Genomic DNA, 23,902 nt, shown 5'->3' with positions numbered 1-23,902 from the left:
GGGTGAACGCAAGTGGGGCGGGCCAAGGGCCCGCCCCACTGCATTTCAGACCAGCGTCAGAGCGGCAGGCCCATCGCGCCGAGAGCGCCCAGCGCAGTCTGGTTGCCGTTGATGCTGAGCACGCCGCCCTTGTACTCCAGCGCGCTCACCCACTGGCCATCCTTGGGCACCAGCACGCCCTGCGCGGTCAGCGCCTCCACCCGGGTGCGCACGGTTTCGTCCACCGCGTCGGCGATCTCTTCCTCACTGGCCCCCAGGTCCATCACCTCCATGTAGTTCTCCAGCTCCTGCCGCGCGCGGACCGACAGCACCCGCTCCAGCAGCGGCTGCGGCAGGGCCAGGTTGGCCTGGCCTTCCACGTCCACCAGCGGGTTGAAGCCCAGCCCGCCCGGCTTGCCGACGTAGGCCAGGCGCAGGTCCGCCTTCACCACGCCTTCGGGCAGGGTCGCACCCAGGTTCTTGATCTCCACCACCGGCGAGCGCGCCAGCAAGGCCGGCAGCTGGGAAATCATCGCCGTCAGCAGCCGCTGGTTGTGAGCCTGGATGTCCTCACCGGCGGCGGCACCTTCCTGCGCCATGCGGGAAGCTGCATCCAGCACGCCGGCATCCAGCCGCTGCAGCGACAGGGTGACGCCAGGCGCCTGCAGCACTTCGCCACCGCCGCTGAAGTGGTTCGCCTTGATTTCGATGGTGGTCGAGACCAGATCGCCCTCCAGCGCGGTGGAGGAAGTCAGGCCCAGGCCCTCGATCTCCACCGTCTGCTCCGGCGTACCGCCTACGGCGAGGCGCTCGATGGCGAACAGCGCCTCGCCGGTCCAGAAGTGATAGTTCTGCGGCTGGGTGGTATCGAAGGTGATGGAGGCTTTCTGCAGATCGACGTTCTTGCCCGCCGGATCGCGCACGGTAAGCACCGGCAGCGACAGCGAACCGCGAGTGACCTTGCCGCCAGCGGTGACATCCACGGTGCCCTGCATGCCACCCCAGACGACCTCGCTTTCTTCCACCGGCCCGCGGTAATCCACCACGTTCAGCGTGTGGCTGTGGTCACCGCCCCAGGACACTTTGCTGAGGATCTCCAGCGGCTGGCGCCCCTGCAGCAGCGGCGCCAGTGCCTGGCTGGCCTCGTCATCCAGCTGCAGCGTGGTACGGATCTCCGCCGCCTTGCCGGCCGGCAAAGGGCCGTGGCTCACCGCGTGGGCGAGGGTGAAGCTCAAGGGCTCCTCCTCGCTGGGCAGCGTCCACAGCGTTTCCGCCTCGGCGCCGAACACTCCGCGCCGGTAGTCGAGAACGCGTACGTCGAAGCCCGCGCCGCGGATGCGCTCCACTCCCGTGCGGAAGTCATCCTCGATCTTCCCGCCCACGTAGTAGCTGCCCCCCACTACGCCCACTGCCAGCGCCAGCACACCACCGGCGATCACTACCGTCTTACGCATAGATGTCCTCGACAAACAACGCCCGTGCCGCGCCCGGGCGGCGGAATTATGCCTGCGGCAATGCCCATCCGGCGAGCACCACCGCGTACCCTCCACCACATCCACATGCCTTGCAGCGCCGCCTCGCGCCGGTCCATCCGGGCGGCGGCGGCCCCTGCGGCCGACATCGTTTCCCAGCCACCGTGCTGCCTCGGCCGGCGGATTCCGCGGGCCCCCGCGTGACGCGCGACACAAGCGCTCCGGACCCCCCGTTTCAGGCACATGAAATACTTCTCGATCCCCCCCAAAAGCTATGAATACAAAGAAGAAAGCCGGCTATTGTGAAATCCATGCGCAGCCCCGGGTTTCCTGACGGCAACACTGCGCTCAACCGACACGGAGTTTTCATGTTCAACACTGCGCTCAAGCAGAAGGTCAGCGAACTCGAACAGCAACTCGGCGAGAAGAACGCCCTGCTCAACGCCATCGGCCGGTCCATGGCCGTGATCGAGTTCGGCCTGGACGGCACCATCATCACGGCCAACGACAACTTCCTTCGTCTGATGGGTTACACCGCCCAGGAACTGCGGGGCGCCCACCACCGCATCTTCTGTGAGCCGGAATACGTCGCCAGCCGCGACTACAGCGAGTTCTGGCAGAAGCTGGCACGCGGCGAATTCACCTCCGGCCAGTACCTGCGCATCACCCACGGCGGCACCCCGGTATGGCTGGAGGCCACCTACAACCCTGTGTTCGACGCCCAGGGCCAGCCCTGCCGCATCATCAAGCTGGCCAACGACATCACCTCCCGGGTGCTAGCCGACCAGGAAAACGCGGGCAAGCTGCAGGCGCTGAACCGCTCGATGGCGGTCATCGAGTTCGCCATGGACGGCACCGTGCTTTCCGCCAACGACAACTTCCTGAGGACCATGGGCTATCGCCTGGAAGATCTGCGTGGCAAACATCACCGCATCTTCTGCGAGCAGGACTACGTCCGCAGCCCGGCGTACGCGGCCTTCTGGGCCGACCTCAACCGGGGCGAGTTCGCCTCCGGCCAGTTCCGCCGCTTCACCCGCGATGGCCGGGCGGTATGGATGGAAGCAACCTACAACCCGGTGTTCGACGCCCAGGGCAAACCGAGCAAGGTGGTGAAGTTCGCCAACGACATCAGTGATCGGGTGGAGCGCTACGAGGCCGAGGCGGAAAGCGCCCGCATGGCCTATCACGTGTCGCTGGAAACCGAGACGCTGTCGGCCGAGGGCGATCGGGCGATACGCGAGGCGGCCGCCGAGATGGACAGGGTGGCGGAGACGGTGCAGGTGTCCTCCCGGCTGCTGGAAGAACTGGACACCCGCTCCGGCGAGATCGACTTCATCGTCCGTACCATCCACGAGATCGCCGACCAGACCAACCTGCTGTCGCTCAATGCCGCCATCGAGGCAGCCCGGGCCGGCGAGCACGGGCGCGGCTTCGCGGTCGTGGCCGACGAGGTGCGCAAGCTCGCCGAACGCACCGGCAGCTCCACCGGCCGCATCTCCGAGATCACCCGCGCCATTCAGGACAGCACCAAGGCCGCCATCGAGCGCATGGGCGATACGGCCCGCCAGGCCGACCGCGGCGCGGAGCTGACCAACGAGGTCGGCACGACCATTTCCAAGATCCACGACGGCGCCAGGGAAGTCGTGCGCGTGGTCGGCCAACTCTCTTCCATCCGGGAGAGCAGCGCGGGCCACTGAGCCGGCTTGCCGCGCTGCGCAGCAGGCTTACCGCCCGGAGCAGCGGCAACCTGCGCCGGCCGCCTCGGTCCAAGCGAGAGACGGCCGGCTGCCGGCCCGGCCGGAATCCGTGAGGAAGCCGCCATGTCTCCCCGTCTCCTGCTGCACATGCTGTCGCTCTCGCTGGCCGCGCTGCTCAGCCCCCCCTCGATGTCGGCGCCGTCGGCGGACACAGGGCCGCGCATCGAAGTGCGCTACGACCACCCGGAGCGCTTCAGCGAATTCTCCGGCTTCAACGCCGGCCTGGAGCGCAAGGACAGCGCAGCCTGGCTGAAGGCGCTGCGGGCTCACCTCACCCGCCAGGCCGACAGGACACTGCCCGCCGGCCAGCGCCTGGACATCACCATCACCGAACTCAGGCGCGCCGGCAGCTACGAGCCCTGGCACGGCCCCCGGTTCAGCGACGTGCGCATCGTCCGCGACATCTACCCGCCCCGCATCGACCTCAGCTTCCGCCTGACCGACGCCGAGGGCCGCGAACTGGCGCGCGGCAGCCGCCAGCTGCGCGACCCCGCCTTCATGATGAGCAGCAACCGCTATCCCGGAGATGAGCTTCGCTATGAGAAGGCGCTGGTGGACGACTGGCTACGGCGGGAGTTCGGCCGCCGCTCCTGAGCTTCCGCACGCGAACGGGCAAGGCGCCGCTCGGGCCACAGCCCCTCCGGCCATTCCGGCGCCCTTGCCTTCCCCTGGCGCTGGCCTAGATTGAATTTCGCTGCCCGCACAAGAACAAAGGCGTCGGACCGCCAGCAGCCCCCGACCCCCCAGCCGCGACAAGGCCGCCCCCAATGCCGCCCACTTCCCGCTATCCCGGCGTCTACATCGAAGAGATTCCAGACGCGCTCGTACCCACGCCCGGCAGAAGCAGCACCCTTGCGGCATTCATAGGCGGCGCCCGCCGCGGACCGGTCAACGTTCCACTGAAAGTTGGCAGCGCCCACGACTACGAGCTCCACTTCGGCAGCCCCCGCGCCGAAGACACGCTGGGCCACGCGGTGCAGCACTATTTCCGCAACGGGGGCCACGAAGCCTGCATCGTCCGCGTGTTCAACGGCGATCCCGCCGCCTGTACCGCCACCCTCGCACTACCCGCCGGCGACAAGCGGCTTACGCTGGAAGCCGCCAGCCCCGGCAGCTGGGGCCAGAAGCTGCGCGCCAGGGTGGACCACATGACCGGCGGCGTGGCGGACGAGTCCTACTTCAACCTCACCCTGGAGGAGATGGGCGCAGGCGGTAACCCCGTCAACACCGAGGTATTCCGCGACCTGTGCTGCGATCCAGGCAGCCCGCGCTTCATCGATGCCGCCCTTACCCGCAGTTCCCACCTGGCGCGGGTGCGGCACGGCCTGCCGGCGGGCACGCGCCCCGATCCGGCCATGGTTGCCGTACTGGACGAGCAAGGCCGGCCCGGCGCAGCAACAACGTCCGGCAGCGATGGCGCCCCGGTGGGCGACGCCGAGCTCCTCGGAGACCAACACGCCGGCACCGGACTCCACGCGCTGGAAGGCATCCCCTTCAAGCTGCTCTGCCTGCCGCCGCCGCAGCGGGACACCGAGGTGGCGCCGGCAAGCTGGGCCGAGGCCGCCGCCTACTGCCAGCAGCGCCGGGCAATGCTGCTGATGGACGCCCCCGCGCACTGGAGCGCCCCGCTGCTGGGCGCGGAACTGCGCGCGCTGCGGGAATGCATCGGCCTCCCGGCCGCGGCCAACGTCGCCCTCTACTTTCCCCGCCTGCTGTTCGCCGACCCGCTGGCCGGCAACCGCGCCGCCGCCTTCGCCCCCTGCGGCGCCATCGCCGGCGTCATCGTCCGCAACGACGCCGAACGCGGTGTGTGGAAAGCCCCCTCCGGCGAGTCGGCCCAGCTCCTCGGCGCCCAGGACGGCGCCCAGCGCCTGGACGATGCGCAGCAGTGGCAACTCAACCAGCAGGGCCTCAACTGCCTGCGTAGCTTCCATGGCCGCGGCTGGGTGGTGTGGGGAGCACGCACCCTGGCCGGCGCCGACGAACTCGGCTCCGAGTGGAAGTACATCTCGGTGCGCCGGCTGGCGCTCTTCATCGAACAGGGCCTGGAGGATGCCCTCGCCTGGGCGGCATTCGAGCCCAATGGTGAAGCGCTGTGGGCCCGGCTGCGGCGGGAAGCCGGCAGCTTCCTGCTGGCCCTGATGCGCCAGGGCGCCTTCCAGGGCGGCAAGCCGGAAGAAGCCTTCTTCGTCCATTGCGGGCGGGAAAGCACCAGCCCGGCCGAACTCGCCGAAGGGCACATCGTTGTGCAAATCGGCTTCGCCCCGATCAGGCCGGCGGAATTCATCCTGCTCCGCCTGCGTCTGCCCACGGCGGACCTCAGCGCCTGAAGGCGGCCGGCTTGGCCTCGCCCCCAAGCCTCGGTACCATCCATCGCCATTCGAATATGCCCCCACTCCCAATGAAAATCGCCACCTGGAACGTGAACTCGCTGAAGGTACGCCTTCCCCATGTGCTCGACTGGCTCGCCGCCAACCAGCCGGATGCACTATGCCTCCAGGAGCTGAAGATGGAAGACAAGGCCTTCCCGCTGGCCGAGTTGCAGGCGGCGGGCTACCACGCGGTGTACAACGGCCAGAAGACCTACAACGGCGTTGCCATCCTCAGCCGTGCCGCGCCCACCGAAGTGCTGCGCGACATCCCCGGTTTCTCCGATGAGCAGAAGCGCATCATCGCCGCCACGGTGGATGGCGTGCGGGTGATCTGCGGCTACTTCCCCAACGGCCAGGCGGTGGGCTCGGAGAAGTTCGCCTACAAGCTGCGCTGGCTGACCGCGCTGACCGAATGGCTGCGCGAGGAAATGCGCCAGCACGAACGGCTGGTGCTGGGTGGCGACTTCAACGTCGCCCCGGAAGACCGCGACGCCCACCCGGACTGGAAGGACGAGATCCACGTCTCCGAGCCGGAGCGTGCCGCCTTTGCCGCCCTGCTCGGCCTCGGCCTGGTCGACACCTTCCGCCTGTTCGAGCAGCCGGAGCGCAGCTACTCCTGGTGGGACTACCGCCTGTTCGCCTTCCGCCGCAACTTCGGCCTGCGCATCGACCACCTGCTGGTCTCCCCGGCGTTGACGGCCGCCTGCCGCAGCTGCGCGGTGGACAAGACCCCGCGCTCCCTGGAGCGCCCCTCCGACCACGCCCCGGTGGTGCTGGAGCTGGCGCTCTGAGACGGCACCCCGCGCCATGAAGCGGCCGGGCATCGTGCTCGCCCACGGCAAGTGGGACAAACCGCCCTATGCCATCGGCACGCTGGCGGACGCACTGCGTGCCGCCGGTCACCCGGTGCTGACGCCGGAACTCCCCTGGTCGCTGGCCCGTCTGTACGACGCCTCCTTCCACGACGCGCTGCTGATCCTGGACGCCGCTGCGCAGGCCCTGCGCCGGCAGGGCTGCGACCGGGTGGTGCTCGGCGGCCACAGCATGGGCGCCAATGCCGCCATCGCCTGTGCCCGCCGCCACGCTTCGGCCGACGGCCTGCTGGTGCTCGGCCCTGGCCACTTCCCGGACTGGCTGCACCAGCAGGGAATCAGCACCGACTCCCTCGCCCGCGCCGCCCATGCCGTCGCCAGCGGCGAACAGGAACGCCTCACCCTGACCGACGTCTTCCAGGGCCGCCCACGGCCGGTGCGCATTCCACCGGCGCACTACCTGGAGTACTTCGCCGCGGACGGCCCGGCGGTGATGCCGGACAACTGCCGCCACCTCGAATCGCTGCCATTGCTGTGGGCAGTTGGCCGCGCCGACGCCCACTTCGACCTCGGCCGCGGCTACGCTTACGCACTTGCACCGCCGCATCCGGCCAGCGCCTATCACGAGCTGGAGGCGGACCACATCGGCACGCCACAGGCGGCTACCGCGCTGGTACTGGCCTGGCTGGCGCGCACTTTCCCGGAGCCGGCATGAACGACGTCGCCACCTTGCTGACACGCTACCCCGCCATCGCAGCGCTGGCCGAAACCGACCGCGATCGTCTGCTGGCGCCGGCCCGCTGGATGGCGGTTCCCGCCGGCAGCGTGCTGTTCGACGAGCGCCAGGGCTGCGAGGGCTTTCCTTTTCTGCTCGAAGGCTCGGTACGGGTGAGCAAGCGTTCGCCCAGCGGCCGTGAGCTGCCGCTCTACCGCATCATCGCCGGCGAAACCTGCATTCTCTCCGCCTCCTGCCTGCTCGGCCGGGCAGACTACAACGCCCGCGGCATGGCCGAGACGCCGCTGCGGCTGATGCTGTTGCCGGCACCGGTCTTCGACCAGCTCCTCACCGTGCCCCCCTTCCGCGATTTCGTCTTCCACCTGTTCGCCGAGCGCATCGCCGACCTGATGCAGCTGGTGGAGGAGGTCGCCTTCCGCCGCCTGGATCAGCGCCTGGCCGCAGTGCTGCTGGGCAAGGGCCGGGTGCTGCATGTGACCCACCAGCAGCTGGCGGACGAACTGGGCAGCGTGAGGGAGATGGTCAGCCGTCTGCTCAAGGGCTTCGCCGACCAGGGGCTGCTGCGGCTGTCGCGGGAACAGGTGGAGATCCTCGACCCGGCGGGCCTGCGGGCGCTGGCGGGCGGAGCGGGCTGAAGCCGTTCCTGCCGCTTCCAGGCCAGCACAACAGGGCAGTACAACCAAGGAGCGGGCAGGATGCCGATTGCCCGCGCCACCACCGCGCCCGACCCTATGTAACCCAGGTCACAGACCCGCCCATCCTCCGGCTGGTGCAATCGCAAGCGTTTGCCAACGACCGAAGGAGAAAGCCATGAAAGCCAATGTCGGCGGAATCGACCGGATGCTGCGCATCCTGGTGGGCCTCGCACTGATCGCCTGGGCCTTGCTGGGCGGACCGCTGTGGGCCTGGATAGGCGTGGTGCCGCTGGCCACCGGCCTTGCCAGCCGCTGCCCGCTCTATCCCTTGCTGGGGCTCAGCACCTGCGCGGCGAAGAAGCCCTGAGACACCGGACCTGAGAGAGGCGCCGCGAGCGCAGCGCCAGCAGACGCCCCAGGCTCAGGCCGCCGTACCGGCCCGTGCCCCCTTGGCGGCGACATGGTTGGCGATGGCGACGAACTCCGCCATCGCCAGGCGCTCGCCGCGCAGGCCGGCGTCCAGGCCGAGGGCCTCGAAATCCATCTCGTCGAGGAAGTCGCGCAAGGTGTTGCGCAGAGTCTTGCGCCGCTGGCCGAAAGCGGCGGTGACGATGCGCCCGAGCAGCGCCTCGTCCGTTGCCGTCAGTTGCTCCACCGGCAGCGGCACCATGCGCACGATGCTGGACATCACCTTGGGCGCCGGCCGGAAGGCGCCCGGCGGCACGTCGAACAGCCGGCCCATGCGGAAGCGGTACTGCAGCATCACCGACAGGCGGCCGTATTCCTCGGTGCCAGGCTCGGCCACCATCCGCATCACCACTTCCTTCTGCAGCATGAAGGTCATGTCCTTCACCGCTTCGGCAAATTCCGCCAGGTGAAAGAGGATGGGAGTAGAAATGTTGTAGGGCAGGTTGCCGACGATGCGCAGTGGCGCCCCCAGGCTGCCGAAGTCAAACTTCAGCGCGTCGCCCTCGTGTACCGTGAGCCGCTCCGCCGTGTAGTTCTCGTGCAGGCGGGCGATGAGGTCGCGGTCGATCTCGACCACATGCAGATGGCCCAGGCGCTCGACCAGCGGCGCGGTCATCGCTCCCAGGCCGGGGCCGATCTCCACCATGAGTTCGCCGGCCTGCGGCCGGATGCCGTCGATGATGCGGCGGATGATGTTGGGATCGGACAGGAAATTCTGGCCGAAGCGCTTGCGCGCGCGATGCTCTTCCATCGAAGGATTCCTCAGGCGCGGCAGGCTGCGGCCATGGCGGCCGCCAGCTCGTAGGCGGCGAACAGGCTGCCGGCGTCAGCGCGCCCCGTGCCGGCCAGGTCCAGCGCAGTGCCGTGGTCCACCGAGGTACGGATCACCGGCAGGCCGAGGGTGACGTTCACCCCGCCGCCGAAGCTGGCGTGCTTGAGCACCGGCAGCCCCTGATCGTGGTACATCGCCAGCACCGCGTCGCCCTGCTCCAGGGTGTGCGGCACGAACAGGGTGTCGGCCGGCAGCGGGCCGGTGAGACGCATGCCCTGCTCGCGCAGGCGCGCCAGCACCGGGGCGATGACGTCTATCTCTTCCCGCCCCATGTGGCCGCCCTCACCCGCATGCGGATTGAGGCCAGCGACCAGGATGCGGGGCGAGTCCACGCCGAAGCGATTGCTCAGGTCGGCATGCAGGATGCGCAGGGTGTCTTCCAGCAGCGGCTGGGTGATGGCGGCCGGCACCGCGGCCAGCGGCAGGTGGGTGGTGGCGAGCGCGACGCGCATGCCGCCCCCCACCAGCATCATGACGACCAGCGGCGTGCCGGTCTTGGCGGCCAGGTATTCGGTGTGGCCGGAAAAGGGCACGCCGGCTTCGCAGATCACGCCCTTGTGCACCGGCGCGGTAACCATGCCGGCAAACTCGCCGTAGGTACAGCCGGCCAGGGCGCGATCCAGCAGCTCCAGCACGTAGGCGGCATTGGCCGTCGCCAGCGCCCCCGGCTGCGACGGCGCGGCCAGCGGCACGTGCAGCACGTCGAGCACGCCGCGTTCAGGTGCGAGGGCCGGGTCGTACTCCCGCAGCCGCGGCGCCACGCCGATGAGGCGGGCGCGCTCGGCCAGCAGCCCGGCATCGCCCAGCACCACTGGCCGCAGCGACCAGTCGCGCTCGGCCAGGCGCAGGCACAGCTCCGGGCCAACGCCCGCCGGCTCTCCGCTGGTAACGGCGAGCACGCCGGGCTGCGGGGCGGTCACGCTCACTCCTGTTCCTGGCGGTATTCGACGTAGGTGCTGTCGCGCAGCTGGCGGACCCAGTCCTCGTAGGCGTCTTCGGACTTGCGCTCGCGCAGGATGGAGCGCGCGGCGTTGCGCTTGCGCTCGTCGGTGACGTCCTGCATGCGGCGCTCCACCACCTGGATCAGGTGCCAGCCGAAGGGGGAGTGCACCGGCGGGCTGACTTCGCCCGGTTTCAGCGCGTTCATCGCGCGCTCGAACTCCGGCACGGTATCGCCTGGATTGACCCAGCCGAGGTCGCCGCCCTTGGCGGCAGAGAGGTCGGCGGAGTTGGCTTTGGCCAGTTCGCCGAAATCGGCGCCGTTCACCACGCGCTCGCGCAGACCCAGCAGGCGGGACTCGGCTTCAGCGTCGGACACCACCTCGGAGGTCTTGATCAGGATGTGGCGGGCGTGGGTCTGCTCCAGCTGCTGCGGCCCCGCCGCCGAACCGCCGCGGGACTCCACCAGCTTGACGATGTGCAGGCCAGCGGCGCTGCGCATCACCGGCGACACCTGGCCAGGCTGCAGGCTGCGCACCGCATCGGCGAACAGCGCCGGCAGGCGGTCACGCTCGCGCCAGCCGAGGTCGCCGCCGCTGAGGCCGTCCGGCGCATCCGAGGTTTCGGCGGCGACACGGGCGAAGTCCTCGCCCGAGCGCAGCCGCGCCATCACCGTCTCCGCACGCTGGCGCAGGCGGGCGATCTGCTCCGGCGAGGCGCCTTCCGGCGCACGCAGCAGGATGTGGGCGACGTGGTACTCGACGCCGGAGAAAGCGTCCGGATTGTTGGTGAGGAAGTTGTCCACCTCGGCGTCGGTCACCACCACCTTGCTGTCCACTTCGCGCTCGCGCAGGCGGGTGAGCAGGATCTCGGTGCGGATCTCGTCGCGGAACCGGCTCCAGGACACGCCGTCGCGCTCCAGCGCCGCACGCATCTCCTGCGGTGACAGGCGGTTGTTCTCGGCGATGCGGGCGATGGCACGCTCCAGCATGCCGTCGTCCACCCGCAGCGAGGTCTCGCGGGCGAGCTGCAGCTGGGCGCGCTCGACGATCAGGCGTTCCAGGATCTGGCGCTGCAGCACGTCCTGCGGCGGCAGTTGGTTGCCCTGGCGGCTGAACTGGCGAACGATCTGATCGACCCGGGCGCGCAGTTCCTGGGAGGTGATGACTTCGTTATTCACCACCGCGATGATGCGGTCCACCTCGACCGGGCGCACCGACGCAGCGGAAACCGGCTGGGCCAGGGCCGCGCAGGAGAGGCCGGCGACGATCAGCGACCGGAGGAGAGACAGGGATCGATTCATGATGCCTCGGGAACGGATGGGGCGGAGAGGTGCAGGAAAAGCTCAGTCGAAACCGAACACCCGGTTGGATACCGGCTCGTTGATCGTGCCATAGCCAGGCACGCTGCGCTTGATCAGGCTGACCGGACTGGTGCCGATGCTGGCCAGATCGTTCAGCTCGAGCTGGATGAAGAAGGCCTGGGTGGTGTCTTCGGAGTTGGTGGCGAAGCGGTGCGCCGCGACGCGGAACACCCAGCAGCCGCCATCGTACTCCAGGCCGGCGATGGCCTCGGTCAGGCGGTCGTCCTTCAGCGAGTGGGTCAGCCGGCTGACGCCGTACCAGCGGCCACCCAGCGGCCACTGGCCGGAGACGTCGACGTCGCGCAGGATGTCACGGGCGTAGCGGTAGCTGAGGTTGAGCGCCTTGGCGAAGTCCGGCTGGTAGCGGTAGACGACGTTGAAGCGCTCGGTCCAGTTGTCCCGCGGGTTGTACTGGATCAGCGAATCCAGCGAGTTCTCGCGGTTGAAGTGGCCGCTGAAGCCGGCCAGGATGTCGGCGCGCCGGCCGGTGCGCGGCTCTTCGACCACGCTGCCGCCCAGTTGGTTGATGGTGACGCGCTGGTCTTCGAAGTAGTAGCGCTGGCCGATCAGCGCGCGCAGGCGCTCGCCGCCGGTGGTGGGGTCGATCAACCGGGTGGTGACGGCGGCGGTGATCTGGTTGGCGTCGGCGATGCGGTCGCCGCCGGTATACAGGTTCTCGGAGAAGATCTGGGCGAAGCCGAAGTCGTAGCGGCTGGTGTCGAAGATCGGGATGTCGTCCTGCCGGCGGTAGGGCACGTTCAGGTAGTAGAGGCGCGGCTCCAGGGTCTGCACGTAATCGCTGCCGAACAGATTGATGTCGCGCTCGAAGGTCATGCCGGCATCCACCGAGTAGATGGGCACGGTACGGGTGATGGAGTCGCGCCCGCCGGGCAGGCCGCGATCCAGGTCGTACTGGGTCTGGTGCACGCCGATCTTGGGCGTGATGTAGTAGCCCGCTCGCTGGATGGGCAGCGACAGCGAGGGATAGACAGTGACGCGCGTCCCCTCAGGCATACCTTCATCGGGGTGGGCGAACTTGACGTACTCGCTCTGGAAGGTGGCGGCCAGCCCGCCGATGAGGTCCGGCCTGTTGGCGTTCAGCATGAGTTGAGGCAGACGGCGGTAGGGCGTGGTGTAGGTGACGTCCGGGTCCGCATTCAGCGTCTGGTAACTCTGCACCAATGCCGAGGCCGACCACCAGTCGCCGCCGACATACATCAGGCGGCCCTCCCGCACCAGGTTGACCTTGGAGGCCACCGAGATGCGGGTGCTGAGATCCTCGAAGTACTCGTCGTCGGACACGCCGTTGACGTCGAAGGAGGCGTACAACTGCGGCGTCAGCCACTGCTGGTGCTGCCAGGAGCCCAGGCTGCGCTCTTCGCCGCTGACGTTGTCGCGCGGCAGCCATTCCACCCGCGCCTCGCCCTTGTAGGTCTCGCCGAGGTAGCGCCCTTCGATCGCCAGCTGCAGGCCGCGGCGGCTCATGTAGCGCGGCGCGATGGTGGCATCGTAGTTGGGCGCGATGTTCCAGTAATAAGGAACCGACAGGTCCAGGCCGGTCTTGTTCGAGGTACCGAAGGTGGGCGCCAGCAGGCCGGACTGGCGCTGGCCGACCAGCGGGAACTCAGCCCAGGGCGTCCACAGCAGCGGCACGTCCTTGAACACCACGGTGCCGCTGCGGGCGGTACCGATCTCGCGGTCATAGTCCAGTTGCAGGTCGCGCGCCTTGATGTACCAGTCGGGATCGTCCGGCGTGCAGGTGGACCAGGTGGCATTCTCCAGGCGGTAATGGTTCTCGCCCTCGAAATACATCACGTCAGCCTGGCCGCCGCCTGATACCACCCGCGGCGGCTCGCCTTCGATCAGCGAGGGGCGCTCGCGGGTGATGCGGTAAGCGGGCGACTGGAACTCGCCCACCTGCTCGCCGACGACCAACTGCGCCGCCGGGCCGGTGACCTGGCTCTGGCCCTCGCGCAGGCGCACGTTGCCGTCGGCCAGCGCTTCATCAGTAGGCTCGCGGTAGGTGAGCTTGTCAGCGCTCAGCACCGTCTCGCCACGCTGCAGTTCAGCGTCGCCATCGGCCACCATCTCCACCGCGCGGGTGCCGCTGATGCGCAGAGCGCGGATTTCGGTGCCGCCGGGGGCGGGCGTCGCCGCACTGGGCTGGGCTGCCGGCATGGCAACCGGTGCCCGGGTCTGCTCGGGACGCACCACCTGCCCGCTCGCACCGGCAGAAGGCCTCGGTTGCACCGGCACCCCAACGGCGGCGCCTTCGTCACCGGCGGGTCGGACCGGACGCACTTCCACGGCAGAGGAAGAAGACGAGGACGGTGCAGCCGTAGCCGCGGCCGGCTTCTCGGTGACGGCACCCTGCTGCGCCGCCGGCTTGTCCGCAGCCTGAGCGGCGGCAGGCGTGGCAGCCTTGTCGCGGGAACCGCGCACCAGATCGGGAGAAACGACCAGGGGAGACAAGCCCGCGGCGAAAGCCGTCCCCGACATCCAGCACAACAGCAGCGGAATCAACCGCATCCGCGTCTTCAAGCCCATGTCTGGCAAAGCGTTCCCCGTCGTCCCGAAGATGGCCGGATGCGCGCGCAGCGGCCGTGTTGATAAACTCGCGGATTCTACACGAACGTACGCGGAGAACCCGCTTGCAGCGACTCGAACAACTCCACGCCTGGCTGGAGAAAACCCTGCCCGGCCGCGCCTTCGAACTCACGCCGGCGTCGGCCGACGCCAGCTTCCGCCGCTACTTCCGCGCCAGCTTCGCCGACGGCTCGCCCAGCCTGGTGGCGATGGACGCACCGCCCGAACGCGAGGACTGCGGCCCCTGGCTGCGGGTCGCATCCCTGTTCCGCGATGCCGGCGTGCATGTGCCGGACGTGCTCGCCGAGGACCGCGCCCAGGGCTTCCTGCTGCTCTCCGACCTCGGCAGCACCACCTACCTGTCCGCGCTGCGCGGCAGCCACGCCGATCCGCAGGCCGCGGCCCACCTCTATGCCGACGCCCTCGGTTCGCTGGCCGCCATCCAGGCCGCCAGCCGGCCGGGCGTGCTGCCCGAGTATTCGCGCGAACTGCTGCTGCGCGAGCTGATGCTCTTCCCGGAGTGGTACATCGCCCGCCACAAGGGCGTGGCGCTGAACGACAAGGAGAAGGCCATGCTGCACCAGGCCTTCGAGCGCATCCTGGCGGCGAACCTGAGCGAGCCCAAGGTCTTCGTCCATCGTGACTACCACTCGCGCAACCTGATGCTGATCCCCGCAGGCCGCAACCCCGGCGTGATCGACTTCCAGGACGCGGTCTACGGCCCGCTCACCTACGATCTCGCCTCGCTGTTCAAGGATGCCTACATCCGCTGGGACGAAGCCTTCGTCCTCGACATGCTGGCCCGCTACTGGGAAACCGCCCGCAGCCTCGGCCTGCCGGTACGCGAGGCCTTCGACGACTTCCACCGCGACTTCGAATGGATGGGCGTGCAGCGCCACATCAAGGTGCTCGGCATCTTCGCCCGCCTCTACCACCGCGACGGCAAGGACGGCTACCTGGCCGACATGCCCCTGGTGATGGACTACCTGCGCCGCGCCTGCGCCCGCTACCGCGACCTCGGCCCGCTGCTCAAGCTGCTCGACAGGCTGGACCCGGAGCCGGTCACCGTGGGCTACACCTTCTGACCATGAAGGCGATGATCCTGGCCGCCGGCCGCGGCGAGCGCATGCGGCCCTTGACCGACGACCGCCCCAAGCCGCTGCTCGAAGCCGGCGGCAAGCCACTGATCGCCTGGCAGATCGAAGCCCTCGCCCGCGCCGGCCTGCGCGACATCGTCGTGAACCATGCCTGGCTGGGCGCGCAGATCGAAGCCACTCTCGGCGACGGCGCCCGCTTTGGCGTCCGGTTGAGCTACTCCGCCGAAGAAGAAGCGCTGGAAACCGCCGGCGGCATCGCCCAAGCCCTGCCGCTGCTGACCGAGGGCGCTGGCGGCGACAGCAGCGTCTTTCTCGTCGTCTCCGGCGACATCTACAGCGACTACGACTATCGCAAGCTGCTGCCGCTCGCCGCCGGCATGGTGGATGCCCCGGAGCCGATGATGCATCTCGTCATGGTGCCCAACCCCGCATTCCATCCCGCTGGCGACTTCGCCCTGGACGACGCCGGCTGGCTCCACGGCGACGGCGCCGAAAAGCTCACCTTCGGCAACATCGGCCTCTACGACAGCCGCAGCTTCGCCCACCTCGCCCCCGGCACCAAGGCCGCCATGGGCCCGCTCTACCGCCGCGCCATCGCCGCCGGCCTGGCCACCGGCGAGCGCTTCGACGGCACCTGGGAAAACATTGGCACGCCGGCCCAGCTGCACGCCCTGGACCAGCGCCTGCGCGCCAACGAGCTAGCCGGCACGGCGTGACATAATCGAGCCCATGAACGCCCCGACCCCGCCCATCCCGTTCGACGCCGCCCCCTTCCGCGCCCGCCGCGAGCGCCTGCTGGCACGCATGGCCGAAGCCGGCGGCGGCATTGCGGTGCTGCCCACCGCGCCGGAACGCACACGCAACCGCGACACCCACTACCCCTATCGCCACGACAGCTATTTCTATTACCTCAGCGGCTTCCGCGAACCGGAAGCGGTAGTGGTGCTGGTGGCGGGCGACACACCCGGGCAATACCTCTTCTGTCGCGAAAAAGACGAAGAAAGGGAAATCTGGGACGGCTTCCGCTACGGCCCGGAGGCCGCCCGCGAACTGTTCGGCTTCGACGACGCCTGGACCATAGGCGACCTCGATCGCCGCCTGCCCGAATTGCTGTCCGACCAACCCGTGCTGTGGTGCGGCCTGGGCTACGACGACGCCTGGGACAAGCGCCTGCTGGATGCGCTCAACGGCGTACGCGCCAACACCCGCGCCGGCGTCGCCGCGCCCCACTCGCTGCGCGACCTGCGCGCCGAGCTGGACGAGATGCGCCTGGTCAAGGACGCCCACGAGATCGCCATCATGCGCCGCGCCGGCCAGCTCTCCGCCGCCGCCCACTGCCGCGCCATGGCCGCCAGCCGGCCAGGCCGCTATGAATACGAAATCGAAGCCGAACTGCTGCACGCCTTCCGCGTCGCCGGCAGCCAGTACCCGGCCTATCCCTCCATCGTCGCCAGCGGCCCCAACGCCTGCATCCTCCACTATGTGGAAAACGACCGCCTGATGGCCGATGGCGACCTGCTGCTGATAGACGCCGGCGGCGAACTGGACGGTTACGCCTCCGACATCACCCGCAGCTTCCCGGTGAACGGCCGCTTCAGCGGCCCGCAGCGCGCGGTATACCAGCTGGTGCTGGACGCGCAGCACGCCGCCAAGGCCGCGATCAAGCCCGGCGCCCACTGGAACCAGCCCCACGAAGCCGCGGTGCAGGTGCTCGCCCAGGGCATGCTGGACCTCGGCCTGCTGAAGGGCAGCCTGGACGAGATCATCGAAACCGGCGAGTTCCGCCGCTTCTACATGCACCGCACTGGCCACTGGCTGGGCATGGACGTGCACGACGCCGGCGAATACAAGGCGCGCGGCCAGTGGCGCACGCTGGAAGCGGGTATGGTGCTCACCGTGGAGCCGGGCTGCTACATCCGCCCTGCCGACGACGTGCCTGAGGAGTTCTGGAATATCGGCGTGCGCATCGAGGACGATGCCCTGGTCACCGCCGATGGCTGCGAATACCTCACCGAAGGCGTGCCGCGCGAGGCGGACGACATCGAAGCCCTGATGCGGGACGCCCGCAGCACCGCTGCATGACGGCCCCAGCGCAAAGCCTCCCGCAGCACGACCTCCTGATCGTCGGCGCCGGCCCGGTCGGGCTGGCGCTGGCCCTGGCCCTCAAGCACAGCGGCCTGGACATCGTGCTGGCCGACGCCCGCCCGCAAGGCGCCGCCGACGCCGATCCCCGCGTGCTTGCCCTCGCCCACGGCACCCGCCAGACACTGGAACGGCTGGGCGTGTGGGCCGGCCTGCCCGCCACGCCGATCAAGACCATCCACGTCTCCCAGCAGGGCGGCCTGGGCCGTACCCTGCTGCAGGCCGCGGACTACGACATCGACGCGCTGGGCTACGTCGCCCCCGCCGGCGCCCTGGCCACCGCCTTGCGCAAGGCGGTCGAAGAGGCTGGCATCGCCATCCTGAACGACGCCGAAGTCCGCGCGCTGGACGCCCGGGCCGACTGCATCGTCGCCACGCTGGAAACGCCAGATGGCAGCCGCAGCCTCACTGCCCGCCTCGCCGCCTGCGCCGAAGGCGGCATGCAGGCGGGCGAGGGGGACATCGCCGAGCGCGACTACGGCCAGCATGCGCTGATCGCCTATGTAGACGTCGCCGGCGGCCACCACTCGACCGCCTTCGAGCGCTTCACGTCCCAAGGCCCGCTTGCGCTGCTGCCCTGCGGCAACCGCTACGCGGTGGTGCATGCCGCCTCGCCAGCGGAAGCCGACCGCCTGATGGCTATGGATGACGCAGCCTACCTCGCCCGCATCCAGGCCCACATCGGCAATCGCGTGCAGCTCACCGCCGTGGCCGAACGCCTGCGCTATCCGCTGGGCCTGCGCTACCGCCGCGAGCCAACCGGGGCGCGCACCGCCTGGCTGGGCAACGCCGCGCAGACCCTGCACCCGGTGGCCGGCCAGGGCTTCAACCTGGCGCTGCGCGACGTCTGGGCGCTTGCCGGGGTGCTGCTGGAGCAGCGCGGCGACCCCGGAGCGCCGGCGGTGCTCGCCGCCTACGCCCGCAACCGCCGGCTGGACCGCCTGGGCACCATACGCTTCACTGACACCCTGGTACGCCTGTTCAGCAACGACATCGCACCGCTGCGCCATCTGCGCGGCGCCGGCCTGGTGGCGCTGGACCTCTTCCCGCCGCTGCGCCACTTCGTCGCCAAACGCATGATGTTCGGCGCCCGCGCCTGGCCCTAGACCGGGCAGGCCCGCCGCACCGCCTGTCGGCCGGCAGGCATCGCGCTCCGCGAGCAAGGACACGGAGCGCGCACCGGGCTGCCCCGGCCCCTGCCTCCTGGGGTAAAATGCCGCTCTTTCCCCGCACCGCCCCTCTCCCTCATGCAGTTCGCCGGCTTCACCTTGCGCAATAATCTTTTCGTCGCACCCATGGCGGGCGTGACAGACCGGCCGTTCCGGCAGCTGTGCAAGAAGCTGGGCGCGGGCGTGGCGGTGTCCGAGATGGTCACCTCCAACTCGCTGCTGTACGGCAGCGCCAAGACGCAGCGGCGCGCCAACCACGAGGGCGAGGTCGATCCGATCTCGGTACAGATCGCCGGCGCCGACCCGGCGATGATGGCCGAGGCCGCCCGCTACAACGCGGACCGCGGCGCCCAGATCATCGACATCAACATGGGCTGTCCGGCCAAGAAGGTCTGTAACGTGATGGCCGGCTCGGCGCTGATGCAGGACGAACCCCTGGTCGCCCGCATCCTGGAGGCGGTGGTCAAGGCGGTGCCGCACACGCCGGTGACGCTCAAGTTCCGCACCGGCTGGAACCGCCAGAACAAGAATGCACCCACGGTGGCGCGCATTGCCGAAGAATCCGGCATCCGCGCCATCGCCATCCACGGCCGCACCCGCGCCGACCAATACACCGGCGAAGCCGAGTACGACACCATCGCGCTGGTGAAGACCCTGGTGAAGATCCCGGTGATCGCCAACGGCGACATCACCACGCCGCAGAAAGCCAAGCACGTGCTGGACTACACCGGTGCCGACGGCGTCATGGTCGGCCGCGCCGCCCAGGGCCGGCCGTGGATCTTCCGCGAGATCGAACACTTCCTGCGCACCGGAGAGGAACTGCCGCCACCGCTGGTCTCCGAGATCCACCAGGTCTGCCGCGAGCATCTGGCCGACCTCTATGCCTTCTACGGCGAAGATGCCGGCGTGCGCGTCGCCCGCAAGCACATCTCCTGGTACACCAAGGGGCTGGTCGGTTCGGCCGCCTTCCGTTTCGCCATGAACCGCCTTCCCGACGTCGCCAGCCAGCTCTCCGCGGTGGATGAGTTCTTTGGCCGTCTCGCCGATGCCGGCGCGCGCCTCGAGTACGCCGCCGACAGCGCAGAAGAACAGCCCCAGGAACTTGCAGCATGAGCCGCTCCAACGAGATCGCCGACTCGGTATTCCGCACGCTGGACCAGTATTTCCGCGACCTCGACGGCGAAAAGCCGGCCGCCATCTACGACATGGTGATCCGCAACGTCGAGCGCCCGATGCTGCAGTTCGTGCTCCAGCAGGCCAAGGGCAACCAGACGGTCGCCGCCGAAATGCTCGGCATCAACCGCAACACCCTGCGCCGCAAGCTCACCGACTACGACCTGCTGTAAGCCCGGCCGCGCCCACAGGCGCCCCGGCCGCTCCGTCGCACCTCTTTCTCCTTTCTGCCTGAACCCAGATGAACGTCTCCCAAGCCCTGATCAGCGTTTCCGACAAACGCGGCGTGGTCGAATTCGCCCGCGAGCTCGCCAGCCTCGGCGTCAAGCTCCTGTCCACCGGCGGCACCGCCAGCCTGCTGCGCGACGCCGGCCTCGCGGTCACCGACGTGTCCGAGCACACCGGCTTCCCGGAAATGCTGGATGGCCGGGTCAAGACCCTGCATCCGAAGGTGCACGGCGGCATCCTGGCCCGCCGCGACCTGGCCGAGCACATGGACACCATCGCCGCCCACGACATCAGCCGCATCGACCTGGTGGTGGTGAACCTCTACCCCTTCCAGGCCACAGTGGCGCGTCCGGACTGTGCGCTGGAAGACGCCATCGAGAACATCGACATCGGCGGCCCCACCATGGTCCGCGCCGCGGCCAAGAACCACGGCGATGAAAACGGCGGGGTGGGCATCGTCACCGATCCGGAAGACTACGCCGGCATCGTCGCCGAGCTGAAGAAGGGCGGCGGCAAGCTCTCCTACAAGACCCGCTTCGCGCTGGCGGTGAAGGCCTTCACCCACACCGCGCGCTACGACTCGGCCATCTCCAACTACCTGACCTCGCTGGTGGGCAACGACAGCGGCGACATCTCCCGCCAGGCCTACCCGGAGCGCCTGCAACTGGCCTTCGACAAGGTGCAGGACCTGCGCTACGGCGAGAACCCGCACCAGACGGCGGCCTTCTACAAGGAGCCGGGCGCGGCCGAAGGCGGCGTCGCCGGCTACACCCAACTGCAGGGCAAGGAGCTGTCCTACAACAACATCGCCGATGCGGATGCCGCCTGGGAGTGCGTCAAGGCTTTCGACACCACTGCGTGCGTCATCATCAAGCACGCCAACCCGTGTGGCGTGGCGCTGGGCGCGACCCCGCTGGAAGCCTACAAGAAGGCCTTCTCCACCGACCCCACCTCCGCCTTCGGCGGCATCATCGCCTTCAACTGCGAAGTGGATCGCGCCGCCATCGAAGCCATTTCCGCCCAGTTCCTGGAAGTGCTGATCGCGCCCTCCTACACCGCCGATGCGCTGGAGCTGGTGCGCGCCAAGCAGAACGTGCGGGTGCTCACCTGCCCGCTCGGCAAGCCCGCCGGTGCGCTGGACTACAAGCGCGTGGGCGGCGGCCTGCTGGTGCAGAGCGCCGACGAAGCCCGCATCCAGCTTGCCGACCTCAAGGTGGTGACCAAGCGCGCGCCCACCCCGGCCGAACTGCAGGACATGCTGTTCGCCTGGCGGGTGGCCAAGTACGTCAAGTCCAACGCCATCGTCTATTGCAAGGACGGCATGACGATCGGCGTCGGCGCCGGCCAGATGAGCCGCGTCGATTCCGCCCGCATCGCCAAGATCAAGGCCGAGAACGCCGGCCTGCAGATCGCCGGCTGCGTGGTCGCCTCGGATGCCTTCTTCCCCTTCCGCGACGGCCTGGACGTGCTCGCCCAGGCTGGCGCCACTGCGGTGATCCAGCCCGGCGGCTCGATGCGCGACGCCGAGGTGATCGCCGCCGCCGACGAGCAGAACATCGCCATGGTAGTCACCGGCTACCGCCATTTCCGTCACTGATGGAATGCAGGGCCGGCCTCGCCGCCGGCCCGCCCTTGCTAGAGAAGAAGCAACACTGATCCGGAGCAACCCATGAAAGTCCTCGTCATCGGCTCGGGCGGACGCGAACACGCACTGGCCTGGAAGCTTGCCCAGTCGCCCAAGGTCACCCGCGTGCTGGTCGCCCCCGGCAACCCCGGCACCGCGCGCGAGCCCAAGCTGCAGAACGTGGCCGTCACCGCCGTCGAGGATCTCGTCGCCCTGGCCCGCAGCGAGCAGGTCGGCTTCACCGTGGTCGGCCCGGAAGCGCCGCTGGCCGCCGGCGTGGTGGACGCCTTCCGCGCCGCCGGCTTGCCCATCTTCGGCCCCATCCGCCAGGCGGCCCAGCTGGAAAGCTCCAAGGACTTCGCCAAGCAGTTCCTGGTCCGCCACAGCATCCCCACGGCCAAGTACCAGACCTTCTCCGACGCCGCCCAGGCCCATGCCTATATCGACGCCGAGGGTGCGCCCATCGTCATCAAGGCCGACGGCCTCGCCGCCGGCAAGGGCGTGGTGGTGGCGATGACGCTGGAAGAGGCTCACGCCGCCATCGACATGATGCTGCTGGACAACAAGATGGGCGACGCCGGTGCGCGGGTGGTCATCGAGGAGTTCATGCAGGGCGAGGAAGCCAGCTTCATCGTCATGGCCGACGGCAGGCATGCCCTGCCGCTGGCCACCAGCCAGGACCACAAGCGCCTGAAGGATGGCGACCAGGGCCCCAACACCGGCGGCATGGGCGCCTACTCGCCGGCGCCGGTGGTCACGCCCGAAGTCCACGCCCGGGTGATGCGCGAGATCATCCAGCCGACGCTGGCCGGCATGGCCGCCGAGGGCCTGCCCTACACCGGCTTCCTTTACGCCGGCCTGATGATAGACGGCGAAGGCAAGCCCCGCGTGGTGGAATTCAACTGCCGCATGGGCGATCCGGAAACCCAGCCCATCATGATGCGGCTGAAGACCGACCTCGCCGACCTCGTTGAAGCCGCCATCGCCGGCAAGCTGGACCAGGTCGAAGCGGAGTGGGACCGCCGCGTCGCGCTGGGCGTGGTCGTCGCCGCCGAAGGCTATCCCGACAGCCCGCGCAAGGGCGACCTCATCGATGGCCTGGACAAGGCCGGCAGCGAAGACGCCCATGTGTTCCACGCCGGCACCGCCGAGCGCGACGGCCAGGTCGTCACCGCCGGCGGTCGCGTGCTGTGCGTCACCGCGCTGGGCGAAAACGTGCGCCAAGCGCAAAAGCAGGCCTACGAACTGCTGAGCCGCATCGGCTTCGCCGGCATGCAGTACCGCCGCGACATCGGTCACCGCGCAGTGGATCGCTGAACCGCAACCCAGGCATCACAGGCCGCTGCCCGGCATCACCCCGCCGGCAGCGGCTTTTTCTTTTCCCACGGCTCTTTCCGCCGTCGCTCCCCGGAGGCTGCGCATGGATCTCGATCTCGGCACCATCAAGGACTACTTCACCGGCCTGCAGGGCCGCATCGTCGGCGGGCTGGAGAGCTTCGACGGCCAGCCCTTCCGCAGCGACGCATGGGAGCGTCCCGGCGGCGGTGGCGGGCTGACCCGCGTCATCGAGGGCGGCGACTTCTTCGAGCGCGGCGGCGTCAACTTCTCGCACGTGATGGGCGCCGGCATGCCGGCCTCCGCCACCGCCCACCGGCCGGAGCTGGCTGGCCGCCGCTTCGAGGCGATGGGCGTCTCGCTGGTGCTGCATCCGCGCAATCCCTACTGCCCCACGGTGCACATGAACGTGCGCTGCTTCGTCGCCCTGGCCGAGGGCAAGGCACCGGTGTGGTGGTTCGGCGGCGGCATGGACCTCACGCCCTACTACGCCTTTGAAGAAGATGTGCGCCACTTCCACGCCACCTGCAAGGCGGCGGTACTGCCCTTCGGCGGAGAAACCGAATACCGCCGGCTCAAGGAATGGTGTGACGACTACTTCTTCCTCAAGCACCGCAACGAAGCCCGCGGCGTAGGCGGACTGTTCTTCGACGACCTCGGTGCCGACGGCAGCACGCCTTTCGACAGCGCCTTCGGCCTCACCCGCTCGGTGGGCGACGCCTTCCTCGACGCCTACCTGCCCATCGCCGCCCGCCGCCGCGAACTGCCTTGGGGGGAGCGCGAACGCGACTTTCAGGCCTACCGCCGCGGCCGCTATGTGGAGTTCAACCTGGTTTTCGACCGCGGCACCCTGTTCGGCCTGCAGTCCGGCGGCCGCACCGAATCCATCCTGATGTCCATGCCGCCCGAGGTGAAGTGGCGTTACGACTGGCGCCCGGAGCCGGGCAGCGCCGAAGCGCGGCTGCAGGAGGAATTCCTGGTGCCACGCGACTGGGCCTGAGTGGAGATGGAATGAAAAAAGGTTCTTCGCGCAATCTGGGGGAAGTAGTGGTTGACGGTTCGGAGGTTGGTAGATTGGCAGTCGCCAAACAAACCGATCCCCTTCCTCTTCCCCGTCATGCGCGATGCTATGTTGGGCGTGGTCTTCTGGGAAGGCCACGTCGTCGATTCATCTCAGGAGCAA

At 68.9% G+C, this 23,902-nt stretch carries 21 protein-coding genes; 16 read left to right on the top strand and 5 right to left on the bottom strand.

What is annotated here, in order from left to right:
• Nucleotides 1-56: 56 nt before the first annotated feature.
• Nucleotides 57-1,433, bottom strand: a complete 1,377-nt coding sequence (locus C7389_RS21565) for a YdgA family protein (protein WP_133594731.1) — start codon at nucleotides 1,431-1,433, stop codon at nucleotides 57-59.
• Between the two features lie 386 nt (nucleotides 1,434-1,819).
• On the opposite strand from C7389_RS21565, the gene C7389_RS21560 reads away from it, so the two are divergent.
• The 7 genes from C7389_RS21560 (at nucleotide 1,820) to C7389_RS21530 (ending at nucleotide 8,130) form a co-directional block, all read left to right on the top strand.
• Nucleotides 1,820-3,148 carry a methyl-accepting chemotaxis protein gene (locus tag C7389_RS21560; RefSeq protein WP_211168364.1) on the top strand — a complete coding sequence of 443 codons (1,329 nt, stop codon included), beginning with the start codon at nucleotides 1,820-1,822 and terminating at the stop codon, nucleotides 3,146-3,148.
• 123 nt (nucleotides 3,149-3,271) lie between these two features.
• The gene (locus tag C7389_RS21555) at nucleotides 3,272-3,802 is read left to right on the top strand and encodes a DUF3016 domain-containing protein (protein ID WP_133594729.1); all 531 of its coding nucleotides are present in this window, start codon (nucleotides 3,272-3,274) and stop codon (nucleotides 3,800-3,802) included.
• Nucleotides 3,803-3,975: 173 nt separating this feature from the next.
• A complete protein-coding gene (locus tag C7389_RS21550) occupies nucleotides 3,976-5,538 on the top strand; it encodes a phage tail sheath family protein (protein ID WP_133594728.1) in 1,563 nt (520 codons plus the stop codon).
• Nucleotides 5,539-5,609: 71 nt separating this feature from the next.
• Entirely contained in the window at nucleotides 5,610-6,371 is a 762-nt protein-coding gene (xth, locus tag C7389_RS21545; RefSeq protein WP_133594727.1) for an exodeoxyribonuclease III, read from the top strand.
• A 16-nt stretch (nucleotides 6,372-6,387) separates the two neighbouring features.
• Nucleotides 6,388-7,107, top strand: a complete 720-nt coding sequence (locus C7389_RS21540; RefSeq protein ID WP_133594726.1) for an alpha/beta hydrolase — start codon at nucleotides 6,388-6,390, stop codon at nucleotides 7,105-7,107.
• Complete coding sequence (locus C7389_RS21535) at nucleotides 7,104-7,763, top strand: Crp/Fnr family transcriptional regulator (protein WP_133594725.1); 660 nt, start codon at nucleotides 7,104-7,106, stop codon at nucleotides 7,761-7,763. The genes C7389_RS21540 and C7389_RS21535 overlap by 4 nt, the downstream gene beginning before the upstream one ends.
• A 175-nt stretch (nucleotides 7,764-7,938) precedes the next feature.
• A complete protein-coding gene (locus tag C7389_RS21530; RefSeq protein WP_133594724.1) occupies nucleotides 7,939-8,130 on the top strand; it encodes a YgaP family membrane protein in 192 nt (63 codons plus the stop codon).
• Between the two features lie 54 nt (nucleotides 8,131-8,184).
• Here C7389_RS21530 and rsmA read toward each other — a convergent pair whose 3' ends face one another.
• Genes rsmA through C7389_RS21510 form a run of 4 tightly spaced genes read right to left on the bottom strand, consistent with a single transcriptional unit; the run spans nucleotide 8,185 to nucleotide 13,894 of the window.
• Nucleotides 8,185-8,982, bottom strand: a complete 798-nt coding sequence (gene rsmA / locus C7389_RS21525) for a 16S rRNA (adenine(1518)-N(6)/adenine(1519)-N(6))-dimethyltransferase RsmA (RefSeq protein ID WP_133594723.1) — start codon at nucleotides 8,980-8,982, stop codon at nucleotides 8,185-8,187.
• 11 nt (nucleotides 8,983-8,993) lie between these two features.
• Entirely contained in the window at nucleotides 8,994-9,983 is a 990-nt protein-coding gene (gene pdxA, locus C7389_RS21520) for a 4-hydroxythreonine-4-phosphate dehydrogenase PdxA (RefSeq protein WP_425455589.1), read from the bottom strand.
• A gap of 2 nt (nucleotides 9,984-9,985) precedes the next feature.
• Nucleotides 9,986-11,305, bottom strand: coding sequence for a peptidylprolyl isomerase (locus C7389_RS21515; protein ID WP_133594721.1), 1,320 nt, complete (start codon nucleotides 11,303-11,305; stop codon nucleotides 9,986-9,988).
• Nucleotides 11,306-11,347: 42 nt separating this feature from the next.
• On the bottom strand, nucleotides 11,348-13,894 hold the full coding sequence (locus tag C7389_RS21510; RefSeq protein WP_246034924.1) for an LPS-assembly protein LptD: 2,547 nt from the start codon (nucleotides 13,892-13,894) through the stop codon (nucleotides 11,348-11,350).
• Between the two features lie 122 nt (nucleotides 13,895-14,016).
• Here C7389_RS21510 and C7389_RS21505 point away from each other — a divergent pair, with 122 nt between their 5' ends.
• From C7389_RS21505 to hemF, 9 genes are all read left to right on the top strand, one after another.
• A complete protein-coding gene (locus C7389_RS21505; protein ID WP_133594719.1) occupies nucleotides 14,017-15,036 on the top strand; it encodes an aminoglycoside phosphotransferase family protein in 1,020 nt (339 codons plus the stop codon).
• Nucleotides 15,037-15,038: 2 nt separating this feature from the next.
• On the top strand, nucleotides 15,039-15,764 hold the full coding sequence (gene murU / locus C7389_RS21500) for an N-acetylmuramate alpha-1-phosphate uridylyltransferase MurU (protein WP_211342528.1): 726 nt from the start codon (nucleotides 15,039-15,041) through the stop codon (nucleotides 15,762-15,764).
• 13 nt (nucleotides 15,765-15,777) lie between these two features.
• Entirely contained in the window at nucleotides 15,778-17,130 is a 1,353-nt protein-coding gene (gene pepP, locus C7389_RS21495; RefSeq protein WP_133594718.1) for a Xaa-Pro aminopeptidase, read from the top strand.
• Complete coding sequence (locus C7389_RS21490) at nucleotides 17,127-18,296, top strand: FAD-dependent monooxygenase (RefSeq protein WP_133594717.1); 1,170 nt, start codon at nucleotides 17,127-17,129, stop codon at nucleotides 18,294-18,296. The genes pepP and C7389_RS21490 overlap by 4 nt, the downstream gene beginning before the upstream one ends.
• A gap of 141 nt (nucleotides 18,297-18,437) precedes the next feature.
• Entirely contained in the window at nucleotides 18,438-19,472 is a 1,035-nt protein-coding gene (gene dusB, locus C7389_RS21485; protein WP_133594716.1) for a tRNA dihydrouridine synthase DusB, read from the top strand.
• On the top strand, nucleotides 19,469-19,705 hold the full coding sequence (locus C7389_RS21480) for a helix-turn-helix domain-containing protein (protein WP_133594715.1): 237 nt from the start codon (nucleotides 19,469-19,471) through the stop codon (nucleotides 19,703-19,705). Before dusB ends, C7389_RS21480 begins: the two co-directional genes overlap by 4 nt.
• 68 nt (nucleotides 19,706-19,773) lie before the next feature.
• Nucleotides 19,774-21,357: a bifunctional phosphoribosylaminoimidazolecarboxamide formyltransferase/IMP cyclohydrolase gene (gene purH, locus C7389_RS21475; RefSeq protein WP_133594714.1), complete on the top strand. Its 1,584-nt coding sequence runs from the start codon at nucleotides 19,774-19,776 to the stop codon at nucleotides 21,355-21,357.
• A 72-nt stretch (nucleotides 21,358-21,429) separates the two neighbouring features.
• A complete protein-coding gene (gene purD / locus C7389_RS21470; RefSeq protein ID WP_133594713.1) occupies nucleotides 21,430-22,701 on the top strand; it encodes a phosphoribosylamine--glycine ligase in 1,272 nt (423 codons plus the stop codon).
• Nucleotides 22,702-22,804: 103 nt separating this feature from the next.
• A complete protein-coding gene (gene hemF / locus C7389_RS21465; RefSeq protein ID WP_133594712.1) occupies nucleotides 22,805-23,719 on the top strand; it encodes an oxygen-dependent coproporphyrinogen oxidase in 915 nt (304 codons plus the stop codon).
• The last annotated feature ends 183 nt before the right edge of the window (nucleotides 23,720-23,902 follow it).

It is taken from the genome of Azoarcus indigens (assembly GCF_004361735.1).
GTDB classification, from domain to species: domain Bacteria; phylum Pseudomonadota; class Gammaproteobacteria; order Burkholderiales; family Rhodocyclaceae; genus Azoarcus; species Azoarcus indigens.
Note: the sequence above shows the minus strand (reverse complement) of the source record. Positions and strands in the feature narration are given on the sequence as shown.